The organism is Brachybacterium fresconis, from assembly GCF_017876515.1.
GTDB classification, from domain to species: Bacteria; Actinomycetota; Actinomycetes; order Actinomycetales; family Dermabacteraceae; genus Brachybacterium; species Brachybacterium fresconis.
The window spans coordinates 1,222,922-1,249,082 of the sequence record NZ_JAGIOC010000001.1; the positions used below are offsets into that span (position 1 = coordinate 1,222,922).

At 72.6% G+C, this 26,161-nt stretch carries 22 protein-coding genes; 6 read left to right on the plus strand and 16 right to left on the minus strand.

The features are described from left to right. Positions 1-117 precede the first annotated feature (117 nt). Complete coding sequence (locus JOF44_RS05605) at positions 118-1,122, plus strand: acyltransferase (RefSeq protein WP_209888382.1); 1,005 nt, start codon at positions 118-120, stop codon at positions 1,120-1,122. Between the two features lie 15 nt (positions 1,123-1,137). Here JOF44_RS05605 and JOF44_RS05610 read toward each other — a convergent pair whose 3' ends face one another. Further along, a complete protein-coding gene (locus JOF44_RS05610) occupies positions 1,138-2,328 on the minus strand; it encodes a glycosyltransferase family 4 protein (protein ID WP_209888385.1) in 1,191 nt (396 codons plus the stop codon). After that, positions 2,328-3,392 (minus strand): non-hydrolyzing UDP-N-acetylglucosamine 2-epimerase, encoded by a 1,065-nt coding sequence (gene wecB, locus JOF44_RS05615; RefSeq protein WP_209888386.1) that lies wholly within the window; start codon positions 3,390-3,392, stop codon positions 2,328-2,330. Before wecB ends, JOF44_RS05610 begins: the two co-directional genes overlap by 1 nt. Before the next feature lie 170 nt (positions 3,393-3,562). Here wecB and JOF44_RS05620 point away from each other — a divergent pair, with 170 nt between their 5' ends. The 3 genes from JOF44_RS05620 to JOF44_RS05630 are packed head-to-tail and all read left to right on the plus strand — an operon-like array spanning position 3,563 to position 7,142. Further along, a complete protein-coding gene (locus JOF44_RS05620; RefSeq protein WP_209888388.1) occupies positions 3,563-4,936 on the plus strand; it encodes a glycosyltransferase in 1,374 nt (457 codons plus the stop codon). Then, positions 4,933-6,039, plus strand: a complete 1,107-nt coding sequence (locus JOF44_RS05625) for a glycosyltransferase family 4 protein (protein ID WP_209888390.1) — start codon at positions 4,933-4,935, stop codon at positions 6,037-6,039. The genes JOF44_RS05620 and JOF44_RS05625 overlap by 4 nt, the downstream gene beginning before the upstream one ends. Beyond that, complete coding sequence (locus tag JOF44_RS05630; protein ID WP_209888392.1) at positions 6,039-7,142, plus strand: glycosyltransferase; 1,104 nt, start codon at positions 6,039-6,041, stop codon at positions 7,140-7,142. Before JOF44_RS05625 ends, JOF44_RS05630 begins: the two co-directional genes overlap by 1 nt. Here JOF44_RS05630 and JOF44_RS05635 read toward each other — a convergent pair. The 14 genes from JOF44_RS05635 to JOF44_RS05700 form a co-directional block, all read right to left on the minus strand. Further along, positions 7,117-8,244, minus strand: a complete 1,128-nt coding sequence (locus JOF44_RS05635) for a glycosyltransferase (protein WP_209888394.1) — start codon at positions 8,242-8,244, stop codon at positions 7,117-7,119. The genes JOF44_RS05630 and JOF44_RS05635 overlap by 26 nt on opposite strands. Beyond that, positions 8,241-10,136, minus strand: a complete 1,896-nt coding sequence (locus tag JOF44_RS05640) for an ABC transporter ATP-binding protein (RefSeq protein WP_209888397.1) — start codon at positions 10,134-10,136, stop codon at positions 8,241-8,243. Before JOF44_RS05640 ends, JOF44_RS05635 begins: the two co-directional genes overlap by 4 nt. A gap of 73 nt (positions 10,137-10,209) precedes the next feature. Beyond that, the gene (locus tag JOF44_RS05645) at positions 10,210-12,228 is read right to left on the minus strand and encodes a DUF6541 family protein (RefSeq protein ID WP_209888400.1); all 2,019 of its coding nucleotides are present in this window, start codon (positions 12,226-12,228) and stop codon (positions 10,210-10,212) included. A 40-nt stretch (positions 12,229-12,268) separates the two neighbouring features. After that, a complete protein-coding gene (locus JOF44_RS21090; protein WP_209888402.1) occupies positions 12,269-13,759 on the minus strand; it encodes a glycosyltransferase in 1,491 nt (496 codons plus the stop codon). Then, a complete protein-coding gene (locus tag JOF44_RS05655; RefSeq protein ID WP_209888404.1) occupies positions 13,752-14,807 on the minus strand; it encodes a Gfo/Idh/MocA family protein in 1,056 nt (351 codons plus the stop codon). The genes JOF44_RS21090 and JOF44_RS05655 overlap by 8 nt, the downstream gene beginning before the upstream one ends. 2 nt (positions 14,808-14,809) lie before the next feature. Continuing rightward, on the minus strand, positions 14,810-15,919 hold the full coding sequence (locus tag JOF44_RS05660) for a DegT/DnrJ/EryC1/StrS family aminotransferase (RefSeq protein ID WP_209888407.1): 1,110 nt from the start codon (positions 15,917-15,919) through the stop codon (positions 14,810-14,812). Beyond that, positions 15,916-16,602: an acyltransferase gene (locus tag JOF44_RS05665; protein ID WP_209888411.1), complete on the minus strand. Its 687-nt coding sequence runs from the start codon at positions 16,600-16,602 to the stop codon at positions 15,916-15,918. The genes JOF44_RS05660 and JOF44_RS05665 overlap by 4 nt, the downstream gene beginning before the upstream one ends. Beyond that, complete coding sequence (locus tag JOF44_RS05670) at positions 16,595-17,842, minus strand: acyltransferase family protein (RefSeq protein ID WP_209888414.1); 1,248 nt, start codon at positions 17,840-17,842, stop codon at positions 16,595-16,597. Before JOF44_RS05670 ends, JOF44_RS05665 begins: the two co-directional genes overlap by 8 nt. A 9-nt stretch (positions 17,843-17,851) precedes the next feature. Then, the gene (gene purE, locus JOF44_RS05675; protein WP_209888417.1) at positions 17,852-18,370 is read right to left on the minus strand and encodes a 5-(carboxyamino)imidazole ribonucleotide mutase; all 519 of its coding nucleotides are present in this window, start codon (positions 18,368-18,370) and stop codon (positions 17,852-17,854) included. Further along, positions 18,367-19,572: a 5-(carboxyamino)imidazole ribonucleotide synthase gene (locus JOF44_RS05680; RefSeq protein WP_245349239.1), complete on the minus strand. Its 1,206-nt coding sequence runs from the start codon at positions 19,570-19,572 to the stop codon at positions 18,367-18,369. Before JOF44_RS05680 ends, purE begins: the two co-directional genes overlap by 4 nt. A gap of 115 nt (positions 19,573-19,687) precedes the next feature. Next, on the minus strand, positions 19,688-21,052 hold the full coding sequence (locus tag JOF44_RS05685) for an ATP-binding protein (protein ID WP_209888423.1): 1,365 nt from the start codon (positions 21,050-21,052) through the stop codon (positions 19,688-19,690). Between the two features lie 3 nt (positions 21,053-21,055). After that, entirely contained in the window at positions 21,056-21,751 is a 696-nt protein-coding gene (locus JOF44_RS05690) for a response regulator transcription factor (RefSeq protein ID WP_209888426.1), read from the minus strand. A gap of 48 nt (positions 21,752-21,799) precedes the next feature. After that, positions 21,800-22,867, minus strand: coding sequence for an adenylate/guanylate cyclase domain-containing protein (locus tag JOF44_RS05695; protein WP_342591677.1), 1,068 nt, complete (start codon positions 22,865-22,867; stop codon positions 21,800-21,802). A 95-nt stretch (positions 22,868-22,962) separates the two neighbouring features. Beyond that, positions 22,963-23,982 carry a biotin--[acetyl-CoA-carboxylase] ligase gene (locus JOF44_RS05700; protein ID WP_342591678.1) on the minus strand — a complete coding sequence of 340 codons (1,020 nt, stop codon included), beginning with the start codon at positions 23,980-23,982 and terminating at the stop codon, positions 22,963-22,965. Positions 23,983-24,176: 194 nt separating this feature from the next. Here JOF44_RS05700 and JOF44_RS05705 point away from each other — a divergent pair, with 194 nt between their 5' ends. Further along, positions 24,177-25,766, plus strand: a complete 1,590-nt coding sequence (locus JOF44_RS05705; protein WP_209888434.1) for an acyl-CoA carboxylase subunit beta — start codon at positions 24,177-24,179, stop codon at positions 25,764-25,766. After that, entirely contained in the window at positions 25,763-26,038 is a 276-nt protein-coding gene (locus JOF44_RS05710; RefSeq protein ID WP_209888437.1) for a hypothetical protein, read from the plus strand. The genes JOF44_RS05705 and JOF44_RS05710 overlap by 4 nt, the downstream gene beginning before the upstream one ends. The last annotated feature ends 123 nt before the right edge of the window (positions 26,039-26,161 follow it).

The following is a 26,161-nucleotide window of genomic DNA, read 5'->3' on the forward strand; positions in this document are numbered from 1 at the left end:
CATCCGAGCCCCGCGTCGTCTCCGGGCCCCGCGCCATCTCCCGGTTCCTCGCCGCGGTGGGGCCCGGACGGCCGGCTCGCGGCGTCCGCGCCGCGGCGGTACTCCCCGCTGCTGGACGTGATCCGGATCCTCGCCGTGATCGCGGTGATCGCCGTGCACGTCACCGCCGACCATCTGGACTCCGGCTCGACCGTCGCGATGCACGTGCTGCGCTCGCTGCTGTCCACGGCCGTGCCCGCCTTCATCATGATCTCGGGCGCGCTGAACCTGGCTCCGTCGGCGATGCGCCACGGCTCGGGCCGTTTCCTGGGCCGACGGCTGCGCCGCCTGGTCCCGGCCACCCTGGTGTGGACCGCCTTCTACGCGGGCGTCATGGGCATCCTGCTGACCGGCGAGCCGCCGGACTGGCGAGCGGAGATCGTCGACCTCCTGACCGCCTCCACCTATCCGCATCTGTACTTCCTGCCGCTGATCCTCGGGCTGACCGTGATCACCCCCGTCATCACCGCCTATGTGGGCGATTCCGGGCGACGGGCGTGGATCTGCGGGGCGGTCGCGGCCGGCTGGGCCCTGGTCGTGATGGCGGTCCCGCCGCTGACCCAGGGGCTGCTCCAGGAGCCGCTGGTGCCGCTGCAGATGGGGATCCTGACCTACTTCCTGCCGTTCATCGGCTACTACGTGCTGGGCCGTGCGGCGTGGGCCGCGCCGGTGCGCCGACGGCCGGCCCTCGTCCTGCTGCTGGTGGCGGTGCCGGCGCTGACGGCGGCGACCGTCTGGGCGTACCTGTCGCGGACCACGGACACCCCGCCCGGGCAGGTGCTGCTTCCCACCTATGTGGCGCCGACCGTGATGCTGCTGTCCCTGGCGCTGGTGGTCGCCCTGATGGGTCTGGGCCGCCGATGGACGGTGACCGCACGCACCGAACGGTTCCTGCGCACCGTCGGCGATGCCACCTTCGGCGTCTTCCTGGTGCACTTCGCGATCCTGGTCGGTCTGCGCGAGCTCGGATATCCCGAGGTGTCCGTGCTCACCGTGACCGGGCTGCTCGTCCTGGTCACCCTCGGCGCCTTCGCCGTCTCCCTCCTCGGCAAGAAGGTCCCCGGGCTGCGCGCGATCCTCTGAGCGCGGTCCCAGGGGTCAGCGGCGCAGGCTTGCCATCACCTGCGATGCCCCGGCGGCCGCGCATCCCGCCAGCGAGGCGTTCTGCAGCGTCCAGGAGCGCAGGTGCTCCCGCGACGGTCGGCCCTCGCCGCGCAGAGCACGGTCCAGCGCCGCGGCCACCGCCTCGACGTCGTGATCGCACGCCCACCCCAGGTGGTTGTCGCGAATGCGGTCGTGGGCGGCCCCCTCCCCCGCGTGGATGACGGGGGTGCCGGTCGCGGTGGCCGCATAGATCTTCGTGGGCAGCGCGAACTCGTAGCCCTGCCCGGGCGTGATGGAGGACAGCCCTGCGACCGCGCCGCGCAGGTGCGCGGCGACCTGGGAGGGCGGGATCTTGTCGCGGAACTCGATCCCCTCGATGCCCTCGGCGCGCACCCGCGCCTCGAGCTCGTCGCGGCCGGATCCCTCGGAGAAGAACAGCAGGCGGGCCCCGGGATGGTCGACCCGCACGCGGGCGAAGGCGTCGACGAAGACCTCGGCGCCCTGCCATTCGGAGACGGTGCCGGCGTAGACGACGTATGGCGCCGTCTCCCCGCCGTCCTCACCGGCAGTGGTGAAGGTCTCGGTGTCGACGCCGTTGCCGACCATGGTCAGGCTCGCTCGCCGGCCGATGAGCTCCTCGATCCGGTGCTGGACGCCCGGGGAGATGGTCAGCACCGCGTCGGCCCGCTTCCACACGGTCTTCTCCGCCCAGCGGACCGCCGAGCGCACGAGAGAGGGGACCCCGTCGACGCTGTCGGTCGCATCGGACCAGACGTCGGCCGCATAGAAGGTGTACGGCACCCGCCGGATCGCCGCGGCGACCATGCCGACCATGCCCGTGGTGGGCGGCGGTTCGAGCACCAGGGCGTCCATGGGGCGCTGGGCCAGCAGCCGCAGCGCGAGCGGCAGGTCGAAGCTGAGATAGGAGAGGTACCCGCGCACCTGCCCCTGGTGGTCGCGCTTGACCGGCCAGCGCGAGACCTTCCGGGACCGGGAGCGGACACGCCCCGCACCGGGGGCAGTGGTGGTGAGAACCGTCACCTCGGCGCCGGCCCGTTCGAGGGCGAGCACCAGGGCCTCCTGGCGGAACGCGGCCGCGACCGGCTCCGGGGTGAACAATCGGGTGGCGACGACGACGTGCGGCGGGCGGCCGGGGCGGCGGCGGGCGGTGCGCGAGCGGGCCATCAGGCGCGCTCCGCCAGGGCCTCGACGCTGCGGGCGGCCGCGCGGCCGTCGCCGTAGTGCGGTGGTCGCTCTGCGGTCGGGCGGGGACGGCCCACGGCGGCGGGCAGCTCGCGCGGGTCGGTGACCAGGCGGTTCCAGTCACCCTCGAGGGTCTCGACCCATTCGGTCTCGGTGCGGATCGTGGAGCAGGGGGTGCCCAGCAGGTAGGCCTCCTTCTGCAGACCGCCGGAGTCGGTGATCACGGCGCTCGCGCGCTGGACGGCGCCGATCAGCTCGGGATAGGCGACGGGTTCGCCGACGTGGACGGCGCCGCCGGCCAGGGTGATGCCGGCCTCGGCGGCCTTGGCGACCAGGCGGGGGTGGGCGAACAGCGCCACCGGCAGCTCCAGGTCCTGCAGTGCGGTGACGAGGGCGCGCAGGCGCTCGGGGTCGTCGGTGTTGTCGGCGCGGTGGATGGTCGCGACGGCGAAGGGCTCGGCCGGGTCGATGCCCGGGGGCAGCACGAGGGCGGCGTCGCGCACGGACTCCGCCACGCGCAGGCACACGTCGGTCATGACGTCGCCGGTGACCAGGGTGCGCTCGGCGAGGCCCTCGGCTGCCAGGTGGGTGCGGGCGACCTCGGTGGGGGCCAGCAGCAGGTCCGCGGCGTGGTCGGTGAGCACGCGGTTGTGCTCCTCGGGCATGCGGCGGTTGAAGGAGCGCAGCCCGGCCTCGAGGTGGGCGACGCGCAGGTGCATCTTCACCGCGGACAGAGTGCCGGCCAGCGTGGAGTTGGTGTCGCCGTAGACCAGGGTCCAGTCCGGCTGGTGCTCGGCGAGGACGTCGTCCATGCCGGCGAGCATGGCGCCGGTCTGGCGGCCGTGGGTCCCGGAGCCGACGGCGAGGTTCACGTCCGGGGCGGGGATGCGCAGATCGGCGAAGAACACGTCGCTCATCGCGGCGTCGTAGTGCTGGCCGGTGTGGACGATCACGTGCTCGACGTCATCCCGCCGCGCGGCCGCATCGGCGATCGCGGCGAGCTTGACGAACTGCGGGCGGGCGCCCACGACGGACAGGATCTTCATCGACGGATCTCTTCCTCTCGGCACCGGTCGGGCCTCGGCTGTGCCGACCGGGTCGACGGTATGGTGAGCGCTGACCACCATAGTCACCCGCCGGCACCGGACGGCACATCACGACACGTCGAGGACGGGCGCGCGGGATCACCTGCGGCACGCTCGGGAACGGACTTTGCATGACCTCAGGACGGCGTGCGGCGACCCCACGGATCGCAGTGCTCGTGTACAACGACGCCGCCAACGACTCCCGCGTGCTCAAGGAGTCCGCCTCGCTGCGCGATGCGGGCTACGAGGTGCGGATCATCGCCGTCGAGCGCCGCGAGCTGGGGCGGGACGCGGACGTGACCGCCCTCGGGCCGCGGCTGATCCTCGAGCGGGTCCCGGAGTTCGCGATCGAGCGGATCCTGCCGGCGCTGGCCCCGCACTGGCGCCGGCTGATCAGCGGAGCCGACACCGCCACCGAGCGGGCCCCCACGAGCTCTCCGGTGCAGGCCCTGCGCCATCCGTCCGCGCCGCTGGCGGGGGTGAGGGCGGGCCTGCTGCGCGGGCTGCGCAGCGTCGGCGAGCGCGCCTACCGCACGGTCGCGCTCGGGACCTACTGGAAGAACGCCACGGCGGCGGGCCTGCGGGCCGCTCCCGAGGTGATCCACGCCAACGACGGCAACACCCTGGTCCCGGCCCTGCTCATCCGGGCGCTCTCCCGCGGCGAGGTCGCCGTCGTCTACGACTCCCATGAGCTGTGGCGCCACCGCAACGTACGGTCGGACCGCTGGCTGGCCCCGCTGCTCGAGACCGTGACCGAAGCGATCGGCATCCGCCGCGCCGACGGCGTGATCACCGTCTCCCCATCGATCGCGACGTGGCTGCGCGACACCTACCGCCTCGCCGAGGAGCCGACCCTGGTGCGCAACGTCCCGGTCGCCGACGCCCTGCCCTCGCGCTCCACCGGGGTGCTGCGCGAGCGCGCCGGATTGACCGAGCAGCACCGCGTGATCGCCTACGGGGGCCGGATCACCTCGGCCCGCGGCATCGAGGAGACGATCGCCGCGCTCCCCCACCTCGACGAGGACGTCCACTTCGTGCTGCTCGGTTACGGGGAGCGGGCCGCGCTGGACCAGGTGCGGGCCGAAGCCGCACGGCATGACGTCACCGACCGGGTCCACCTGGTCGGGGCCGTCGCTCCCGACGACGTCTCCCGCTCCCTGGCCGACGGCGATGTCGCCGTGGTCCACGTGCGACCGATCTGTCTCTCCTACCGCTACGCGCTGCCGAACAAGCTCTTCGAGTCGATCCGGGCGGGGCTGCCGATCGCCGCGGCCGACCTGCCCGACATGCGCCAGGTCGTCGAGGAGCTCGGGGTCGGTGAGGTGTTCCGCGGCTCCAGCCCGCAGGATCTCGCGGAGGCGCTGGCGGCCGTCCTGGAGGCCCCCGAGACGTATCGGGAACGGGCCCGGGCCGTGGCCCCGCAGCTGACCTGGGAGCACGAGACCGAGCCCATGCTCGCGCTCTACGAGCGGGTGCTGGCCGCACGACAGGGGGCCCGCCGATGAGGATCACGCTCGTGGCGACCTGGTTCCCGACCTCCGTCGCCCCCTCCCGGGGATCGTTCGTGGTCCGGGACGCACTGTCCATCGCCGCGACCCATGACGTGCGCCTGGTCCATCTGGTCCCGCCGGCCGACGACGACGGCACCCGCCGCCTGGTCCACGAGGGCCTGGACGTGCTGCGGATCCCGATGGATCCCCGCCGCCCCGATCAGGTCCTCGCCGCGGCCCGACAGCTGCGCCCCGCGCTGGCGGGCGCCGACGTCGTGCACTCCATGGCGTTCTCCGCCCTGCTGCCGCTGGTGCTGCGCCGCCCCACCGCCCCGTGGCTGCACACGGAGCACTGGTCCGCGCTGACCACCCCCGGGACCCTCCCGGCCCCCGCCCGTGCCGGGCTGCCCCTGCTGGCGCGGCTGCTGTCGGCCCCGGACCGGGTCACGGCGGTGTGCGAGTTCCTCGCCCGCCCGATCCGTGCGGTCCGCGGGGCCCGGCCCACCGACATCGTCCCGTGCATCGTCGAACCGGGAGAGGTGGCGCAGCGGCGCGACCGGAGCGACGGGGCCCTGCGCCTGGTCTCCACCGGCGGGCTGATCCCCCGCAAGGACCCGCTGCTGGCCGTGGACGTGCTCGCCGATCTCGTCGACCGCGGGATCGACGCCCACCTCGAGTGGCTCGGCGACGGGCCCCTGCGGGATCAGACCCTGCAGCGCGCCGCCGCGCGGGGGGTCCAGGAGCGCCTGGCCCTGCCCGGAACGGTCGACGGGCCCGGGGTCCGTGCGGCCCTGGCGCGGGCCGATGTGTTCTTCGGCCCCACCCGCGCCGACAACTTCTTCGTCTCGGCCGCGGAGGCCATCGTCGCCGGGCGCCCCGTCGTCCTCGGCGCCACCGGCGGCCAGGGCGAGTACGTCGAGGCCGCGGTGGGCGAGCTCGTCGACGTCCAGGAGACCGCGCCGTACGTCGAGGCGATCCTCGCCCTCGACGCCCGCACCCGCGACCTGCCTGCCCGCACGATCGCCGACACCATCGGGGACCGCTTCTCCGCCGCGACCGTCGGCCGCGGCTACAGCGCCCAGTACCAGCAGCTCCCCGCCCGCCCGGGAGGCCGCTGATGAGGCCCGTCGACGTCATCATCGCCTGCCACACGCCCACCCGGCCCGTCGGCCGCGCCGTCGCCTCCGTCCTGGACGGAAACGGGGACCACGCCGCGGTGACCGTCGTCTGCCACAACCGGCCCGCGGCGGAGATCGCTGACGCCGTCCGCCCGGAGCATCGCGAGCACGTGCGATTCCTCGAGCACCACGACGAGCACCGCTCCGCCTCCGGACCGTTCAACGCCGGGATGCGCGCCGCCGCGGCACCCTTCGTCGCGATCATGGGCTCGGACGACACCCTCGCGCCGGGAGCCGTCGCCTCGTGGCTCGCCGTCCAGGAGCGCACGGGCGCGGATTTCGTCATCACCCGTCTCGCCCTCGGGGCGGCCTCCGCCGGGGTGCCCACCCCCGCGGTGCGCATGGCCCGCGGCGGGCTCGTCGATCTGGTCGCGGACCGGCTCAGCTACCGCTCCGCGCCGCTGGGCCTGCTGCGCCGCGAGATGCTCGAGCGCACCGGGCGGTATCTCGTCGAGGGGGCGCAGATCGGGGGCGACGTGGGCATGGTCACCGCGCTGATGGCCACGCAGGCCACCGCCTACGACCGCTGCGGGCCGCCGTACGTGATCGGGGAGGACGCCGGGGACCGCGTGACCTACGTGGTGCGCCCCGTGCGCGAGCAGCTGGGCTTCTTCCCGGACCTGCTGGACGCGGACTGGTTCGCACGGCTCCCCGCGGCCGCTCGGCGGGCGATCGGCGTGAAGCTGCTGCGCATCCACGTCTTCGGGGCCGTCTTCTACCGTCAGGACGTCGAGATCTGGACCCCGCGGGAGCGCGCCGATCTGGCCGAGACCACGGCGTGGGTGATCCTGCGCGCCCCGGGGTGCCTGGCACCGCTGTCGCGGGCCGACCGCGATCTGGTCGACGCCTGCCTGGACCCCTCGATCGGGGCCGCGGAGCTGGTGCATCGTGCCCGGGCCCGACGTCGGCACGGCCGCCCGGCCACGATCCTGACCCGCGGGGCCGGCCATCTCCTGGACCGGGAGGCGCCGCTGCGCTTCATGGCGGCGTCCCTCGCGGTGCGCCATCTCCCCCGGCTCAGCGCCGCGCGGCGATCGCGGTGATCGCCCGGCGCCAGGTGTCGATCTGGTGCTCGGCCGAGAGCTCCGTCGCGGCGGCGTCGGCCGCGTGCTTGAACCGGTCGACGTCCGCGGGGGTCATCGTCTCCAGCGCCGCCCGGAGCGAGGCCGCGTCGGCCCCGTCGAGCACCCTCCCGAGTCCGTGCTCGCGCACCAGCTCTGCCATGTCCGGAGAGGGCCCCACCAGCACCGCGGTGCGGGCCTGGACCGCTTCGAAGAGCTTGTTGGGCAGGCTGTGCTCGAGGTTGAAGGTGGTGGCCGGGAAGACGACGATCGAGACGTCGTACTCGGCGACGGCGTCGACCAGCTCGGTGTACGCCACCGGGTCGCGGAACGTCACCGCGGGCAGGTCGGAGGCCCGCTCGCGCAGCGCCTCGATGTAGCCGGGCTCGCTGGGCACCAGCATCAGATCGAGCGTGAGGGTCGCCGGGGCGCCGCGCAGCGCGTCGATCATCGATTCCAGACGACGGTTGGCCCGGGCCACGCCGGTGTGCAGCAGACGGATGGTCTGCCCGGTGGGGCGCGGCGCGCGGTCCTCGTAGGCCGACGCGTTGGTCACCACCTGGACGTCCACCCCGAACCGGGCCGCGTACTCGTCGGCCAGGCCCGGGGAGACGGTGGTGATCGAGGCGACCTCCGGCAGGCAGGTGCGGCAGATCCAGCGCTGGTACGGCGCGACGAACCAGCGCCAGGAGCGCACGTGCTCCTTCTCCCGGGGAGCGTACTCGTGCAGGTCCGCGTGCACGCCGAGGCGGGGGGCGAGCCAGAGCGCGAGCGGGAGGGTGTTCACGTCGTTGGCCAGGACGATGTCCGTCGTCCCGACCCGGTCCGCGAGCGCCTCCCGGGCCGCGCGCACGGCGCTCATGTCCCAGTAGGCCCGGCGGTACCTGCCGCTGAGCAGGTACTGCTTGCTGCTGGGCCAGGCGCGGGTGCCCTCGGGCAGCTCGATATGGGTGACCTCGGGATGCGGGGAGGTGCCGAAGCCGACGGTGGTGACCTCGAACTCCGCAGCGAGCAGATCGATCTGGCGCTGGACGCGCGGATCCCGGGTGAGCGTGGAGAACGACGCGATGAGCAGGGAGGTCATGCGCCCGTGTCCTCGGTCGTCGCGGTCAGCTCCGTCGCCGTGGTCTCCCCGGTCGCTGCTGTCTCCTCGGTCCCGTCGATCACGCCGCCGGAGACGAGCCCGGCGAGGGCGGCCTGCTCGGCGAAGGCGGGCACGGAAGCGACCACCTCGTCGAAGGTGCCGGAGGCGGCGACCTGGCCCTCGGACAGGTAGAACACGACGTCGCAGTGCTGGATGGTGGCCAGGCGGTGCGCGATGGTGATGGTGGTGACGTCGTCGCCGAGGTCCCGGATCGAGCCGGTCACCGCGGACTCCGTCTTGGTGTCCAGGGCGCTGGTGGCCTCGTCCAGCACCAGCACCGTGGGCTCGGCGTACATCCCGCGGGCGATCCCCATGCGCTGGCGCTGCCCGCCCGAGAGCGTCATGCCGCGCTCCCCGAGGCGGCCCTGGATGCCCTCGGGCCGTGCCTCGATCACGTCCAGCAGCTGCGCGCGATCCAGGGCGGTGCGCACCCGCTGTTCATCGACCTGGTCCGGGTCCCAGGTCAGGGCCACGTTCTCCCCGACGGACACGTCGAACAGCGCGACCTCCTGGGGGACGTATCCGACCGAGGAGCGCCACTGGCGCAGCACGGTGGTCATGTCGGTCCCCCCGATCAGGATGCGACCGCTGCTCGGGGTGAGCAGCCCCAGCAGCAGATCCACCAGGGTCGACTTGCCGGCCCCGGAGGTGCCGACGACGGCCACGGCGGATCCTGCCGGGATGCGCAGGGAGACGCCGTCGACCGCGGGCTGGTCCCGTCCGGGGTAGGTGAAGGTGACGTCCTGCAGGACGATGTCGTGCAGACCCCGCTCGAGGGTGCCGGTGTCGGGCTCGTCCTGGCGCTCCACGGCCTCTCGGGCGAACTCGATGTCGTCGACGATGTAGTCGGCGAAGGCGGCGTTGGTCAGGATGCGGTTCTGGGTGGACTGGAACCGGGTCAGGGAGGGCACCAGGCGGAAACCGGCGACGGCGAACAGCGCGACCGAGGTCATCGCCGCGGTGGCGCCGTCGTCCGGGAGCCCGGTGAGGTAGCCGACGCCGCCGACGACCACGAAGCCGCCGACCATCCCGGCGTCCAGCACGAAGCGGGGCATCTGGTTGTAGTACTGGGCGAAGGCCCGGGTGCGGGAGGCCTTCGCGCGCCGGTCGGCGACGATGTCGGTGACCTCGCCCTCGTTGCCCTTCAGGGTCAGCTCCTTGAGGGAGGCGAGGACCTCGCCGAGCAGCCGCACCACCCGGATCGAGTTGTCGCGGTTGCTGGACCCGTTGGTCACCGCCCGCGGGGTGATCACGCGCGAGAGGATCATGGCGATGATGCCCAGGTAGGCGAAGGTCGCCAGCGCGATCTGCCAGTCCAGGATCAGCAGTCCGATGCTGATCACCGTGATCGTGGCGAACTCGGCGACGACGGTCATCGAGGGCATGAGCACGTTCGCGACCACGGCTGCGACCCCGGAGTCGACCATCCGGATGATCTCCTGGGTCGACTTCGAGGTGCGGTCCACCCAGGAGGCGGACATATAGGAGCGGAACAGCGTCTGACCGATCGCGACCTCGTGCTGGGCGAAGCGCTGGGTGGCGATGCGGATCGTCAGCAGGTTCAGGAAGCTCTTGATGATGATCAGGCCGACGAAGGCCGCGACCATCACCATCATCTCCTCGAAGCTCTCCAGGGTCCATCCCACGACGGGGATGGTGACGGTGCTCCCGGGGGACATGAGGGCGGGGATCACCAGCGCGATCGCGCCGAGGGCGACGACGTCCAGCAGCGCCAGGACGCTCATGACGACGCCGAATGTCACCAGGAAGCGCCGGGAGTCCCGGGGCAGCACCGACAGGGTGCGTCGAACGATCCGGATGGTCTGCTTCACGGGGTGTTCTCCTCGGTCGTCGGTCCTCGTCCGTCTGCGCGGTCCGCCAGCAGGTCCGCAATGGGGAGTACGCTCAGCATGCGAGATCCAGCTCGTACAGAGCGTACGGTCCATCCTGGGCGAGGAGAGTCAGCCGATCCGGGGGGATGTCGTGGACGCCACTCCATCGGTCCGAGACCTCCGGATTCATCCGGCTGCCGGAGAACTCGGACGAGTCGCGGTACAGATGCGTGGGGCCCACCCGGTCCACCGCTGCGCAGATCCGTTCATAGGCGTTCGCCGCCGGATGATCGACGCGCTGGGCGTAGCCGGCGATCAGGGCCGTGTCCTCGGTCAGCGGCCGCGACATGGTCGGATACACGGTCTCGACCCCGCCCACCGACCAGTACAGCGGAGCCCCGTCCAGCGGGTCGGCGAGCACGACCGCGTCCTCGGGCAGCTCGGCCGCGGTGCGCTCGATGAACGCGCGCTCCTCCGCCGTGACATAGGGCGAGAGCTGCAGGCCGTAGGCCGTGTAGGCGAGCGAGCCCAGCAGCGGCAGCCGCCCGGGGGCGAACGCTCCGACGACGACCGTGATCAGCACCAGCACCGCCGCCGCAGGAGCGAGCATCGAGCGCGGCCCGCCCCGACCGGTCGCGACCAGGGCGAGCACCCCGCGCGCCATGAGCAGCACCAGCAGGCACATCATCAGCGGCGCGATCCGCTCCCGGGCGCCGTACCAGGGGTTGACCAGGGCGGTGGTCAGGGGGCTGTCGATCTGGGTGGACAGGCCCAGCACGATCGCGGCGAGCACGCCGAGGGCAGCGCTGACCCCGACCACCTCGCGGCGCCGCAGGGCGGCGACCGCGCCGACGACCGCGAGCAGCCAGATCACCGCGAGGGGCCACAGGGGCGCGCCGATCACCGGGATGCGCGGGGAATCGACCAGGATCTCCCCCAGCACCTCGCCCAGCCCCTGTGCGCTGGGCCGCGTGAGGTCCATCCCGCCGAGCAGCGTCCCGGAGACGACCACGAAGGCGAGCGCCGCGGCCAGGGCGAGGACCACCTGGATCACCCCGCGCCGCCGCTGCCCGTCCCGGATCCGATGCACGCCGGAGACCAGGACCAGCAGTCCCGCCACGACCGCGACCGAGAAGAGCATCGAGGGGTGGGCGAGCGCCGTGCCGAGCAGGATGGCGCCGTGCCCGGCGGCGGCCGGGAGGGTGAGCGGTCCGTGCCGACGGTCGACCAGGCGGACTGCGGAGGCGATCGCGACCGGCAGGCAGAGGACCCCGAGCACGATCGGCCACAGCCCCATGACCAGCCCCATCGCGGGTGTGCTGAGGAACAGGGTCGAGGCGAGCGCCGCCAGCGCCGCCAGCACCCCGGCTGCGCGTCCCCGGGGCGCGATCGTCGCGACCATCGCGCCGACGGCGCAGGGCAGGGCGGCCAGGAGTGCGAGCATCAGGGCGTTCGCGGCGACGATCGTCTCCAGCGGCAGCAGCGCGGCGAGGGCGTCGAAGGTCACCGGGTAGTACGTCGGGGTCCCGTAGATGTCCACCAGGGCGGTGGTGAGGAAGGCGTCGCCGCCGTCTCGGATGGTCGCGATCGCGGAGAGGTGGAAGAAGGAGTCGTAGCTGCCGTTCAGCGTCGAGATCCCACCCATCCCGCGGGTGGCGGCGGTGACGACGAGCACCCCGCCGAGCACGCCGACGGCGGTGACCACCGCGCCGGGCCAGGGCGGGGTGGGCGGAGTCCGGTTCTCGGCCCCCAGGGCCCCGGCCGCAGCGTCCGGGGCGCTGCCCTCGGCATCGTGGGCGCTGCGTGCGGCCTCCGGGGTCGGGGCGCTGCGACGCCGGCCGCTCCGGGACAGCCGCCGCCGCAGGAGGAATGCGAGGCCGCAGACCAGGGCGATCCCGATCAGCACGCTCCCCAGCTGCCAGTCGATGCCGGCCAGGGGGAAGAGACCGCTGAGCAGCGTCATCAGCAGGATGGTCACCACGGGTGAGAATCCCCAGGCCAGGCGCACCCGGGCGCCGACGGCGCGCAGCAGGAGCAGCCCGGGGACGCCGAGCAGGGCCCAGGCGCCGAGCACGGGCAGGATCCAGCTCATCCGCGCTCCCCAGGTCGTTCCGCGGCGAGGACGGGTCGTCTCATGCCGCGGCGGGATCCGGGGTCAGCGCGTGCTCGTAGGCGGCGACCAGCACGTCCGGGTCCCGGTGCGCGAGGGCGAAGTCCCGGGCCTCCCGGGCGGCCGCCGCATAGCGCTCGGGGGCGGCGAGGTCGAGCACCCGCTGCACGGCGGCGTCGACGTCGGCCACCACCCAGTCGCGCTCGTACAGCGTGGCCGGTCCCCCGTAATCCGCCGCATCCGGCCAGTCGCGGATGACGGCGGGGCATCCGGCGGCCAGGCCCTCCATGACGGACTCATGGGTGCCTTCATGGTGCGAGGAGGACAGGATGATCCCGGATTCGGCGAGCAGGGTCGGGACATCCTCGCGGCGGCCGAGCTGCTCGACCGCATCGGGGTCGAGCGCGGCCAGGCGATCGCGCACCCGGCGATGGAAGGAGCTGTCCTGGGAGGCGGAGGCCGGCAGGCCGGGGCCGATCAGACGCAGGCGGTAGCTCGTATCGCGGGCGCGCAGCCGGGTGAGGACCTCGAGGGAGAACAGCACGTCCTTGACCTCGCGCCGCCAGCCCACCTGCACCAGCAGGTGCGGGTCATGATGCGAGCCGGGGTCCGGACCGAGTCCGCGGGCGAGCAGGTTGCCCACCCGCACGGCGTCGACGTCGGCGAATCCGGGGGCGACGATCCGAGCCAGGTTCCACACGGGCGGGGAGACGTACAGCATCCGGTCGATGCGGGCGTGGTCGTGCAGCAGGACGAACGGGGTGAAGGCCTCGAAGCGGTGCAGCCGGGCCATCAGCGCGCGCGGTGCCCGATCCAGGAGGGTGACCCAGGTCAGCACGTGGTGGCTCCACTCCACCAGGACCACGTCCGCCCACTCGTAGCCCGCGACGATCTCGGGCGGGGTCGGCATCCGCCGCCCGGTCGTGACGAGGTCGTAGCGTCCGCGCAGGATCCGGTCGCGGTCCGGGAAACCGGCCTCGGCGAGCTCGTCGACCTCGATCTCGCGGACCTCGAACCGTCCGGTCGCGCGCAGGGCCGTGATGATCGGACGGATGAAGGTCCAGTTCTCCTGGGCGATGACCAGCAGGCGGGTGGTGGCGTCGCCCTCGTCGCGGCGGCGGGGTGCGGGCCGCTCGGGCAGGCTGGGAGCGGGCACGGTGCCATGCAGCATGATCGTCCCCATCGCCGAGTCCTGCAGCGGTCGCAGGAACGCGGCCGGATCGGCGGCCAGCGGCGAGCTGCCGGCCTGGTGCAGCGCGGGGTCGTAGCTGATGCGCAGGGCTTTGTCGTACCAGCGCAGGCTCGCGGAGATCCTGCCGCGGGCCAGGCTGTGATCGGCGAGGGCGAGCAGGGCGTCGACGTCCGCGTGCCAATCGGTGCGGTCCGGGTCGTCGGCCAGGCGGTGCTGCGCCGAGAAGTAGATTCCCATTCCCCCGACCGTGCCGGGCAGGCGGCGTGCGATCCGCGACCCGGTGCGGATCGCGCGATCGAGGAGTCGGGAGAGGTCAGCCACCGAGGGCGGATCCGTCCAGATGGACGACGCTGCGGTCCTGGGCGGATTCCAGAACGGCTTCGACGGTGCGGACCGTGTGCAGGCCTTCGCGCATGGTGACGATGTTCGACGTGTCGCCGCAGATCGCGTCACGGAACGCCTCGTGCTCGGTGGCCAGCGGCTCCCGGCGCTGGATCGAGTAGGTGATCGAGTCGCCCTCGCTGACCCCGCGGAAGGAGGCCATCGATTCCCAGAGGTTGGTGGTCGCCTCGGCGTTGGTGTGGAAGGTGAGGTCTGCGTTGACGGTGTCGGCGATCAGCGCGCCCTTCTCCCCCGTCACCACGGTGACCCGCTCCTTGAACGGGGACAGCCAGTTCACCAGATGATTGGTGATCGTCCCGTCCTCCAGCCGACCGGTGATCGAGACCATGTCCTCGTCCCGGCGGCCGCTGCGACGGGTCGAGGTCGCGGCCACGTCGGCGAACGGCGACTGAGCCACCCAGGCGGTGAGGTCGAGGTCGTGGGTGGCGAGGTCCTTGACCACGCCGACGTCCGCGATCCGCGCCGGGAACCCGCCCTGACGCCGGGTGACGATCTGGTAGATCTCCCCCAGCTGCCCATCGGCGATGCGCCGACGCATCTCCTGCAGCGCCGGGTTGTACCGCTCGATGTACCCGACCGCACCGACCAGCCCCGCATCCTCGAAGGCCGTCGCGATCTCCTCGGCCTCGCTGACGTCGAACGCCAGCGGCTTCTCCACGATGCAGTGCACCCCCGCCTCCGCCAGGGTCATCGCCACGTCACGATGGAACTGCGTGGGCACCGCCACCACCGCGTAGTCGATCCCCGCCGCGATCAGCGCCTCCACATCCGGCAGCACGTCATGGTCCGGCGCCGCCCCATGGGGATCACCGAAAGCATCCGCCACCGCCACCAGGTCCACGCCCTCCAGCGCCTGCAGATTGCGGGCATGATGGCGCCCCATCATGCCCAGACCGATCAGCCCGGCCCGCAGCGCCCTCTTCTCGTCCGTGGTCCCGCTCAGGGCCCTGCTCGTCGTGTCGCTCATGCTCATGCCCCTGCCTTCGCCACCGTGTTCACAGCCGCCACGACCCGCTCCCGATCCAGATCCGACAGCGACGGATGCACCGGCAGCGACAGCACCTCGGCCGCCAGCATCTCCGTCACCGGCAGATCGACCTCGGTCCGGAACGTCGCCAGACGATGGACCGGCGTCGGGTAGTACACCCCGCAGCCCACCTGATGCTCCTCGCGCAGCGCGGTCGCGAACGCATCCCGCTCCGCCGCCGAGGCACCCTCGATCCGAACCGTGTACTGGTGATACACATGCGTCGCCTGCTCACGCACCACCGGCGTCACCACGCCCTCCAGGTGCTGATCGAAGAACGCCGCATTCGCCTGCCGCGTCGCCGTCCATGCCGCCAGCTTGCCCAGCTGGACCCGACCGATCGCCGCATGGATGTCGGTCATGCGGTTGTTGAACCCCGCGACCTCGTTCGCGTACTGCGCCTCCATCCCCTGGTTGCGCAGCAGCCGCACCTGCCGCGCCAGCTCCCCCGAACCGCAGGCGACCATGCCCCCCTCCCCCGAGGTCATGTTCTTCGTCGGATACAGCGAGAACATCCCACCCTGACCGAACGTGCCCACCTGCGCGCCCTGCCACCTCGCCCCATGGGCCTGCGCCGCGTCCTCGAACACCCACAGCCCATGCTCCGCAGCGATCGCGCAGATCCGATCCATCGGCGCCGGGTGCCCGTACAGATGCACCGGCTGGATCCCCACCGTCCGCTCCGTGATCGCCGCCTCGATCGCGGCCGGATCGATCGTGAACGTCTCCGGATCCACATCCACGAACACCGGCGTGCCCCCGCACACCGCTACCGTGTTCGCCGTCGCCGCGAACGTGAACGACGGCACGATCACCTCATCGCCGACCCCCAGACCCAGGCCCAGCATCCCCAGATGCTGCCCCGAGGTCCCCGAGTTCACGGCCACGACCTCCCGACCCCCGGCCAGAGCACTCGAGAACTCCTGCTCGAAAGCCGCGACCTCCGGCCCCTGCGCCACCATGCCCGAAGCCAGCACACGATCGACCGCGTCCCGCTCCTCCTGCCCGATGATCGGCTTCGCCGGAGGAATCATCGTTCGTTCATTGTTCATGCGGACATTCCATCCTGTTCGTCGGAGTCGAGGAGCTCGGCCGGGCGGGGAGCACCGGCCTGCGGTGAGGAGGCGAGCAGCAGTCCGCCGGTGGAGTCGTCGGGGACGTACCACTCGCCGGTGGTGGGGCAGACCCAGGCGTCGGTGCCGTCGGCGGCGGGGGTGAGCTTCTGCCCGGAACGGCCCACCCAGGCCAGGCGCCGGGCGGGGACCCCGGCGACGAGGGCGTGCGGCGGCACGTCGTGGACCACGGTGGCGCCGGCGGCGACCATGGCCCAGGTCCCGATCGTCACCGGCGCCACGCAGACGGCGCGGGCACCGATGGATGCGCCGGTCTCGCAGGTCACGCCGACGGCGTCCCAGTCCGAGGCCGATTTCGGGGTGAGGTCGGGAGCGACGGCGCGGGGGAAGTGGTCGTTGGTGAAAACCGCCGCGGGTCCGACGAAGACGCCGTCGGCGAGCTCGGCCGGCTCGTAGACCAGGGCGTAGTTCTGGATCTTGCAGCCGGCGCCCATCACCACCCCGCTGCCGATGTAGGCGCCGCGGCCGATGACGCAGTTCGCGCCGAGGCGGGCCCCTTCCCGCACCTGGGCGAGATGCCAGATCGAGCTGCCGTCCCCGATGGTCGCGTCCGGCGAGATGTCAGCCCCGGGCGCGACCCGGTACGCGGGTGTGTCACTCATGGCTCCGACGATACCGTGACGGATCGGGAAGGTCGCACCGGCGTGCCGTCAGGTCGGACGTCTCGTCGCCGGTGGACGGCCCGCCGGACGTCTCGTCGCCGGTGGACGGCCCGTCGGACGTCTCGTCGCCGGTGGACGGCCCGCCGGGCGTCTCGTCGCCGGTGGACGGCCCGCCGGGTGCCGCGAGCAGCCAGCTCGGGCCCCACCGTGTGATCGACCGGTCCAGGGCGAGGGAGCCGAGCACGGCGAGCGCCGTGACGGCGGGGATGACCAGCAGCTGGCGGGACAGCGCGGTCAGGTGGTCATCGACCCCGAGCAGGATCCATGCCACCACGCCGACGTTCAGCAGCACCGGGTGGACGAGGTAGATCACCAGGGTGCGGCTGCCGAGGTGGGAGCCGAGGCGCGCCGCTGCCCCCCAGCGGGCCAGCAGCGGGACCAGGGCGACGGCCGCGCCCAGACCGGTCAGCGACGCGGCGAGCTCGATCAGCCGCACCAACGGCAGCGGGGCGTCGCTGCGCAGGACGGCAGCGGCCAGCACGGCGAAGACGGCCAGCAGCCCCGCTCCCGCGAGCAGCCCCGGGACGGCGCGGACCCGGGCCCCGATCGCCAGCAGCGGTCCGTGCAGCGCGGCGCCGAGCAGGTACCACAGGGCGTTGTCGGTGAGCTGGAAGACCCCGTAGGTGAGGTCGCCGTCCACGCCGCCGGCGAGCATCCCGGCGTGCAGGACGGGGGCCAGGAGGTAGACAGCGAGGGCAAGGGCGACCGTCGCCGTCGGCCGGTCCCGGCCCAGCCGCGCGAGGGCGAAGAAGATCGGGAGCACGGCGATGAACCAGTACGGGGAGCCGATCACCAGCATGCCGGTGACCTCGCCGAACAGGAAGCCGACGGGGTCGCTCGGGGCGTAGCGGGGCCAGCCGGTGACGGCGAACAGCAGGCACCACAGCAGATAGGGCCAGAGCAGATCGAGCACCCGGGGCCTCAGCACGGCCCGCCAGGGGCGGCGGACGGCGCGGGTCGCCAGGGCACCGGCGATCAGGAAGAACAGCGGCATCCGCAGCGGGATGAGGGCGACGTTCACCCGGCTCCACCATCGGGCCGCCGGCGAGTCGCTGCCGCCGAGCAGCTCGGGTCCGGCCGAGACCGCCACGTGGTAGAGCACCACCAGCAGGATCGAGATCGCCCGCGCCAGGTCCAGCCAGGCGATCCGAGTCGGCGGGGCGGCGGGCGAGCGATCCATGGAGCGGCCTCAGCGCTGGGCGCGCAGGGACTCTCCCTTGGCCACGGCGATCTCCCGCAGCTCGGCCTGGAAGGCGACCATGCGCTCGCGCAGTCGGGCCGCCTGCTCATCACCGCCGGCCGCGAGGATCCTCGCGGCCAGCAGCCCGGCGTTGCGGGCCCCGCCGATGGAGACCGTCGCCACCGGGACCCCGGCGGGCATCTGGACGATCGAGAGCAGGGAATCCATGCCGTCCAGGTGCTTCAGCGGCACCGGCACGCCGATCACGGGCAGAGGGGTGAGGGAGGCGAGCATGCCGGGCAGGTGCGCCGCACCCCCGGCGCCGGCGATGACGACGCGCAGGCCGCGCTCGGCGGCGGAGCGCCCCCAGGTGATCATGTCCTCGGGCATGCGGTGGGCCGAGACGACGTCGACCTCGGCGGCGATCTCGAACTCGGCGAGCGCCTCCTCGGCGGCCTTCATGACCGGGTAGTCGGAGTCGGAGCCCATGACGATGCCCACCGGGGGCCGGGACGCGCTCTCGATCATCGGGTCTCCTTCGAGGGGCCTGCAGGGATGGGACGAAAGGTCGGGGCGGGGCCGGCGGCGGTCTCCGGGCTCCCGGAGTCCGGGCCGCCGGTGTCCGGGCCGACGGCGTCCGCGACGGAGGGGCCGTCGATGATCAACCGCTCGGCGCGATGGGCCCGATCGAGCAGGTCCGTCGCGTCCTCGCCCACCAGGGTCACGTGGCCGAGCTTGCGGCCGGGGCGGACCGACTTTCCGTACAGGTGGACCTTCAGCTCCGGGTCGGCGGCCTGGGCGGCATGGGCGCCGGGCGCGAGGTCCTCGGCGGCGCCGCCGAGCAGATTGACCATCACCGCGACCGGGCCCCGGGGCGCGGTCGAGCCCAGCGGGAGGTCGGCGACGGCGCGCAGGTGCTGTTCGAACTGCCCGGTCACGGCCCCGTCCATGGACCAGTGGCCGGTGTTGTGAGGGCGCATCGCGAGCTCGTTGACGCTGACGGCGCCGTCGGCGGTCTCGAACAGCTCGACGGCGAGCATCCCGACCACGTCGAGGTCCTCGGCGATCGCGAGGGCGAGGGCCTGGATGCGCTGCTGGGCTGCGGCGTCGAGGTCGGGCGCGGGGGCGACGACCTCGTAGCAGACGCCGTCCTTCTGGACGGACTGCACGACGGGATAGGCGAGGGCCTCTCCCCCGGGCCGACGGGCGACCTGGGCGGAGAGCTCCCGGGTGAAGGGGACGAGCTCCTCGGCGAGCAGCTCGCCGTGGTCGGACAGCCAGTCGTCGGCCTGGTCGGGGCCGTCGATGATCCGGACTCCGTGGGCGTCGTAGCCGCCGCGCGGGGTCTTGACCACGAGGCGTCCTGCGGTCTCCGCGAGCGCCGCGGCGAGGTCCTCCCGGGAACCGACCCGCCACCAGCGCGGACAGGGATGGCCGAGCTCCCGCAGGCGCTCGCGCATGACCAGCTTGTCCTGGGCGTGGGCGAGCGCGGCGGGTCCCGGCCGCACGGCGGCCAGTCCCTCGTCCCGGACCGCCTCGAGGATCTCGGCGGGCACGTGCTCGTGGTCGAAGGTGATCACCTCGACGTCGCGGGCGAGGGCGGCCACGGCGTGCTCGTCGTCGTGCCGGCCCAGGCGCATCTGTCCCGCGACCGCCGCGGCGCTCTCCCCGGCGTCCGTGGCGAGCACGGGCGTGGTCAGCCCCAGCTCGATGGCGGGGCCCAGCATCATGCGGGCCAGCTGACCGGCACCGACGATGCCGATGCGGCGGGCCCCGCGGGGCAGGCCGGCGGCGGACGGGGCGGGGGGCTGCGCAGTGGTCGACACGGCGGTCAGTGTACGAGGCTCAGGCCCGGGAGCGCGGGCGGCGACGGACCACGGACCCCTGCGGGAGGCTCTCGAGGTCGTCGCCCGCCTCGCTCGGTGGATCCTCGACGGGCTCCGGATCGTCGACGTCCTCCCCGGGGGCGGAGATGAGGAACACGCCGAAGGTCGCGGGAGTCTCGGTGAGCAGCTCGAGGCGTCCGCCGTCGTCCTCGACCAGGGTGCGGGCCAGGGCCAGGCCGACGCCGGTGCCCGAGGAGCTGCGCCCGGAGATGGAGCGCTCGAAGATGCGGGTGCCGAGCTCCGGATCGATCCCGCCGCCCTCGTCGGTCACCTCCACCACCGTGGAGTGCTCGTTGCGCCGCACCTTCACCGTGGTGCGGCCGTCGCCGTGCGTCAGCGCGTTCTCGAGGAGCGTGGCCACGACCTGGGTGAGCGGACCGTTCGACCCCCACACGGCGGCGCTGCGCGGCACCTGGATGCGCAGCTCGCGGTGGGCACGGCGGTAGGCCGGCGACCACTCCTCGCTCTGCTGGGTCAGCACCGAGCGCAGCTCGACCACGCCGGGGGTGCGGCGCTGCGAGGAGCGAGGGGCGTTGATGAGGTCGTGGACCACCTCGGTGAGGCGGTCGATCTGCTCCAGGGAGATGCGGGCCTCCTCGCGCACCCACTCCTCGGAGCTGGTCGCGAGGATCTCGTCCAGTCGCATGGACAGTGCCGTCAGCGGGGTGCGCAGCTGATGGGACGCGTTGGAGGCGAGCTGGCTCTCGGCCTCGAGCCGCTCGGTGAGCATCGCGCCGGAGCGGATCAGCTCCTCGGCGACATCGTCGATCTCCGTGATCCCCGAGGGGTTCCAGGGGCCGCGGGCGCGACCGGACCCCATCTCCTCCGCCCGGCGGTTCAGCCGGGCCAGCGGCATCGAGATCCGTTGTGCCTGCCACAGGGCGACGGAGGCGCCCACGGAGAGCGCCGAGAGCCCCGCGACGACGATGATCACCCAGGCGCTGGCGGTGTGCGCCCGGACGTCGGACTGCGGGATGTCCACCACGATCTCCTGCTGCTCGGCTCCGCGACCGCTGACCGAGAGCGGGTCGCTCCCGGGAGGATCGCCCGCCGTGATGGTGTCGCCCTCGCGCGTGGTCACCGAGATGGCGATGTTCAGGTCGGTCTGCTCGTCGACGATGCCCTGCAGCAGCGCCTCGTCCAGCGGCCTGCCCTCACTCAGGCGCGCGTCGCTGGCGACCCGCACGGTGTCGAGGATGTCGGTGGCCTCGGCGGAGAGCCGCTGCTTCGCCAGCTGCAGCCAGGACCAGCCCAGCGGTATGCCCAGCAGCAGCACCGCGAGGACCACGGTGATGATCGTGGCCTGCAGGACGCGTTGCCACACCCGTCAGCTCTCCGCCCCGGTCTCGAAGCGGAAGCCGACGCCCCGGACGGTCGTGATCCGGCGCGGGTTGGTGGCGTCGTCGCCGAGCTTCCGGCGCAGCCAGGAGACATGCATGTCGAGGGTCTTGGTCGAGCCCCACCACTCGGCGCCCCAGACCTCACGCATGAGGTCGTCGCGGGTGACGACGCTGCCGGACTCGCGCACCAGCACGGTCAGCAGGTCGTACTCCTTGGCCGACAGGCTCAGCTCCTCGCCGTCGACGTAGGCGCGGCGGGCGGAGACGTCGAGGGTCACGCCGTTGACGTCGAAGGCATCGCCGGATTCCTCCACCGCCTGCGTGCGCCGCATCAGGGCCCGGATGCGGGCTTGCAGCTCGCCGAGCCGGAAGGGTTTGGTCACGTAGTCGTCGGCGCCGGCATCGAGCCCGACCACCGCATCGACCTCGTCGGCCCGGGCGGTGAGGATCAGGATCGGCGATTCGAGACCCCCCTTGCGCAGACGGCGGGCGACCTCGAGACCGTCCAGATCGGGCAGGCCGAGATCGAGGATCACGAAATCGATCGGGTCCCCTGCGGCCGCGATCGCGAGCGCATCCATCCCGCGCGAGGCGCGCGTGACGGTGTACCCCTCGCGGTCCAGCGCGCGGGAGAGAGGTTCAGCGATGGCCGAGTCGTCCTCGACGAGAAGCAGTCGTGTCACGCAATCCATCCTATGTCGCAGCGGGCGACGGGGCGCGCGGCCCCGTCCTCACAGACCCAGGTCGAGCGGCGCCGAGCGGTCGCGGCGCATCTCGTTGATCCGCACCGTCCCGATGCCGTGGAGCTCCACGTCCTCGCCCTCGCTGAGGGAGAAGCCCCCCGGCAGCGCCTGGGTGATGGACTCGGCGGTCTCGGCATCGACCATGACCGCTCCCGGCCGCGCCACCGATTCCATCCGGGCGGCGAGGTTGACCTTGGGCCCGAAGACGTCACCGTACCGGGAGAACATCGATCCCCAGGACAGGCCCACCCGGATGGGAGGCAGCTGGGAATCGGCGGTGATGGCCTCGGCGAGGCTGACGGCGATCTGCGCACCGTCCTCGGGCGTGTCCGCCAGGAACATGATCTCGTCGCCGACCGTCTTGACCACGCGGCCGCCGCCGACGGAGATGAGGTCGCGGCTCACCGCCTCGAAACGACCGACGACGTCGGCCAGCTCGCTGCCGGAGAGGTCCTGGGCCAGCCGCGTGAACTGCACCAGGTCCGCGAATCCGACGGCCCGCTGCAGCGGGAACAGCTCATCGGTGTCGCGGTGGAGCACCTCGGAGCCCGCGCGCGCGGCGTACGCGGCGAGCTGCCGGCGGAAGGCGAACATGACCTGGGACTCGAGGGTCTCGAGCAGCTCGGGGATCTCATCGAGCATCTGCTGGCGGGCTTCGGCGTCGTCGGCCCCGTCGGCGTGCTTGGCCTCGTCGACCAGCGCCTCGGTGATCCACATGGCCAGCCGCCCCATGTGGAAGCCCAGCCCGCGGGTGATGCTGGCGAAGGCACGCTCGGAGAGCACCCCGTCCTCGACGATCGCGGAGAGGTCGCCGATCGAGTAGGCGTCCTCCTCGGTGAACACCACGGTGTCCTCGTCGACCGGGCTGAAGCCCAGCGAGCGCCAGTACACCGAGGCCAGCCGCTCCGGGATGTCCTGCTGCTGGGCGAGGTCCCGGCGCGAGAACTTGCGGGGCCCCTGCAGCAGCACCTTCTCCAGCGCCCCGACGCTGCGGCGCACCTCCGCGAAGCGACGATTGAGGTCGAGGATCTCCTGGTCGTCGAGCGGAGTCTGCACGAGATCAGGGGATTGCTCCGGGGGCACGCTCGCGGGCTCCGACGGGGAGGTCCCCGCGGAGGTGGTCGTGTGCTCCAGGTCTTCGGTTCCACCCGTCACGTGCCGTGCTCCTCCTGTTCAGCGCCGCCCGCGGCGCCCGTCGCGGGCCGAGCGGTTCCGCCCGGCCTCACATGCCTCACATCGCCGACGTCCACGGCCCGGCGGCCCCCGGTCTCGAGGTCCACCACCAGGCGGCCGTGCACGTCGACAGCCCGGGCGGTGCCGTGCAGCGAGGGAGACGGTGCTCCGCCCGCCCCGACCGATCCCAGCGGATCGACCCGCACCGACCGTCCGAGTGTGAGGCACGTCATAGTGTAACGGTGTGCCAGCCCTGCTGCGTCCGCGTCTCCCGTCGTGGACTCCAGCGTCGCCAGCTCGGCGGCGAGCGCCTGCACGAGGTGCTGCTCGATCCGTCGTCGCAGCTGATCGACGTCGGTCGCCCCCTCGCGAACCCCTCCGTCGAGGCCTCCGCCGTCGCGGACTTCGCCGTCGCGACGGATCCCGCCGTCGCCGAGCAGCCAGGCCGCGTCCGGAACCTCCGCGCCGTCCCCATCGCGGACCGGTCCCTGCACGTTCAGCCCGATCCCGATCAGCACGAGATCGCTCCCCCGCCCCTCGACCAGGATCCCGCCGAGCTTCCGACCGTCGGCGGTATGGAGGTCGTTGGGCCATTTCAGACCCAGCACCGGGCCCTGCGCCCCGACCGCGGCCGTGACGGCCTCGAGTGCGGCGAGCCCCGCAGCCAGCGGGATCCAGGTGCGCTGCTGCGGGGCGAGAGAGGTGCGGTGGGCATAGGTCAGGTACACATTGCCCCCGGCCGGGCTCGCGAAGCGTCGGCCGAGCCGACCGCGTCCGGCGGTCTGCTCGCCGGTGGCGACCACGAAGGGCGCCTCCTGCCCGTCATCCAGGAGCCGAGCCGCCTCGTCCTGGGTCGAGGGCACGCGCGCCCGGCGACGGATCGTGGGGCTCGGGAGCACCCCGAGATCGGGGACACCCTCGGAATCGGGGACGCCCTCGGAGCCGGGGACGACCGTCGAACCGGGATCGACCCCGGGGCCGGCATCGGATCGCGCCACAGTCCTCATCCCTCCCGTCCCCTTCCTGTCGTGCTCATGACGACCCTCACACAGGATCGTCCGGGTCGGAGACATGTCCGACGGACCGGGCCCACGCCGGTCGGCGTCGGCCCTCGTCGAGAGTTCGTAGCGTAGTATCCCGGTGTTCAGCTCCCCGGATTGAAGGCGGCCCACGGGCCGCAGCAGGAGGCTCCGTGACCGACGCCCCGCGGCCGCTCACCACCGCCCAGCGACTGGAGGACCTCCGCGAGCGTGACGCCGCCGTGGTCTCCGCCGCCGATGAGGTCGCCGTCCAGAAGCAGCACGCCCGGGGGAAGAAGACGGCCCGCGAGCGCATCGCCGACCTGCTGGACGACGGCTCCTTCGTCGAGACCGACCGCTTCGTGCGCCACCAGGCCCGCAACTTCGGCATCGACGCCAAGCGGCCCGACGGCGACGGCATCGTCACCGGGCACGGCACCATCGACGGCCGCCAGGTGTGCGTCTACGCCCAGGACTTCACGGTCTTCGGCGGCTCCCTCGGCGAGGCCCATGGCCGCAAGATCCAGAAGATCCAGGATCTCGCCCTGTCCACCGGGGTGCCGGTGATCGGCATCCTCGACGGCGGCGGCGCCCGCATCCAGGAGGGAGTGGCCTCGCTGGCCGCCTTCGCGGGCATCATGCGGCGCAATACCCGCTCCTCGGGCGTGGTCCCCCAGATCGCCATGATCATGGGCCCGGCCGCGGGGGGCGCGGTGTACTCCCCCGCCCTGTCGGACTTCATCGTGATGGTCGAGAAGACCTCGCACATGTTCATCACCGGCCCCGATGTGATCCGGACCGTGACCGGGGAGGACGTCGGCTTCGAGGAGCTCGGCGGGGCCCGCACGCACTCCTCCCGCTCGGGCGTGGCGCACTACATGGCCCCCGACGAGGACGAGGCCATCGAGTACGTCAAGGACCTGCTCAGCTACCTGCCGGCCAACACCCTCAGCCCCGCGCCGTCCTTCCCGGTGCGATTCGAGGAGACACCGACCCCGCAGGACACGGCGCTGGACGCCCTGATCCCGGACTCCCCGAACCAGCCCTACGACATGCTCACCGTGCTGCGCACGATCCTGGACGACGAGGAGTTCCTCGAGGTCCAGCCGCTGTTCGCCCAGTCCATCCTGGTCGGATTCGGGCGCGTCGAGGGCTACAGCGTGGGCATCATCGCCAATCAGCCCTCGCACCTGGCCGGCACCCTGGACATCGACGCCTCCGAGAAGGCGGCACGGTTCGTGCGGCTGTGCGACGCCTTCAACATCCCCGTGCTCACCTTCGTGGACGTGCCCGGCTTCCTGCCCGGCACGGACCAGGAGTTCGGCGGCATCATCCGACGCGGCGCGAAGCTGCTGTACGCCTACGCCGAGGCCACCGTCCCGCTGGTCACGGTCATCACCCGCAAGGCCTACGGCGGCGCGTACATCGTGATGGGCTCGAAGGACCTCGGGGCGGACATCAACCTCGCCTGGCCCACCGCCCAGATCGCCGTGATGGGCTCGCAGGGCGCGGTCAGCATCCTGCACCGCCAGCACCTGCGCACCGTGCAGGAGGAGGGCGGTGACGTCGCCGCCGAGCGCACCGGTCTGGAGACGGAGTACGAGGAGCAGTTCGCCACCCCGTACACCGCCGCCGAGCGCGGCTGGATCGACGGCGTGATCCGCCCGTCCGACACCCGCCTCGAGATCGCTCGGGCGCTGCGGGCGCTGCGCACCAAGCGCGACTCCCTGCCCACCAAGAAGCACGGGAACATCCCGCTGTGAGCGAGCAGGCCTCCTCCGCCGAGCAGCCGGTCGCACCCCGTGCCGACGTCCGTCTGGTCCAGGGCCGTCTGGCCGCCGACGAGCTGGCGGCGATCGCCGTCGTGGTCTCGGCGATGAGCGTCACCAGCCGTCTGGAGGCGGACGAACGGGCCCTGGCCCAGGGCCGCGCCGGAGGACCGGGCGCCTGGAGCGACCCCGTGCACAGCCATCCGCGCTCGCACGCCCTGCGCCACCATGCCTCGGCCGCGGCCTGGCAGTTCTCCGACCGCTGAGCCGTCACCGACGCGGAGCAGCGATTCGAGCTGCCCCGCTGCCTGGGCCGGCCCGGCCCCTCCTGCCCTGCACGATCGGCCGACGGGTCCAGGAGCAGCTGCGCGAACGCGACGGCGGTCCTG

Bases quoted from the DNA above. Each gene is read 5' to 3' on its own strand.
- JOF44_RS05625 (WP_209888390.1), top strand. From the start codon at position 4,933: ATGAGGATCACGCTCGTGGCGACCTGGTTCCCGACCTCCGTCGCCCCC.
- wecB (WP_209888386.1), bottom strand. From the start codon at position 3,392: ATGAAGATCCTGTCCGTCGTGGGCGCCCGCCCGCAGTTCGTCAAGCTC.
- JOF44_RS05645 (WP_209888400.1), bottom strand. From the start codon at position 12,228: ATGAGCTGGATCCTGCCCGTGCTCGGCGCCTGGGCCCTGCTCGGCGTC.
- JOF44_RS05620 (WP_209888388.1), top strand. From the start codon at position 3,563: ATGACCTCAGGACGGCGTGCGGCGACCCCACGGATCGCAGTGCTCGTG.
- JOF44_RS05660 (WP_209888407.1), bottom strand. From the start codon at position 15,919: ATGAACAATGAACGAACGATGATTCCTCCGGCGAAGCCGATCATCGGG.
- JOF44_RS05655 (WP_209888404.1), bottom strand. From the start codon at position 14,807: ATGAGCGACACGACGAGCAGGGCCCTGAGCGGGACCACGGACGAGAAG.
- JOF44_RS05680 (WP_245349239.1), bottom strand. From the start codon at position 19,572: ATGATGCTGGGCCCCGCCATCGAGCTGGGGCTGACCACGCCCGTGCTC.
- JOF44_RS05630 (WP_209888392.1), top strand. From the start codon at position 6,039: ATGAGGCCCGTCGACGTCATCATCGCCTGCCACACGCCCACCCGGCCC.
- JOF44_RS05665 (WP_209888411.1), bottom strand. From the start codon at position 16,602: ATGAGTGACACACCCGCGTACCGGGTCGCGCCCGGGGCTGACATCTCG.
- JOF44_RS05635 (WP_209888394.1), bottom strand. From the start codon at position 8,244: ATGACCTCCCTGCTCATCGCGTCGTTCTCCACGCTCACCCGGGATCCG.
- JOF44_RS05610 (WP_209888385.1), bottom strand. From the start codon at position 2,328: ATGGCCCGCTCGCGCACCGCCCGCCGCCGCCCCGGCCGCCCGCCGCAC.
- purE (WP_209888417.1), bottom strand. From the start codon at position 18,370: ATGATCGAGAGCGCGTCCCGGCCCCCGGTGGGCATCGTCATGGGCTCC.
- JOF44_RS05670 (WP_209888414.1), bottom strand. From the start codon at position 17,842: ATGGATCGCTCGCCCGCCGCCCCGCCGACTCGGATCGCCTGGCTGGAC.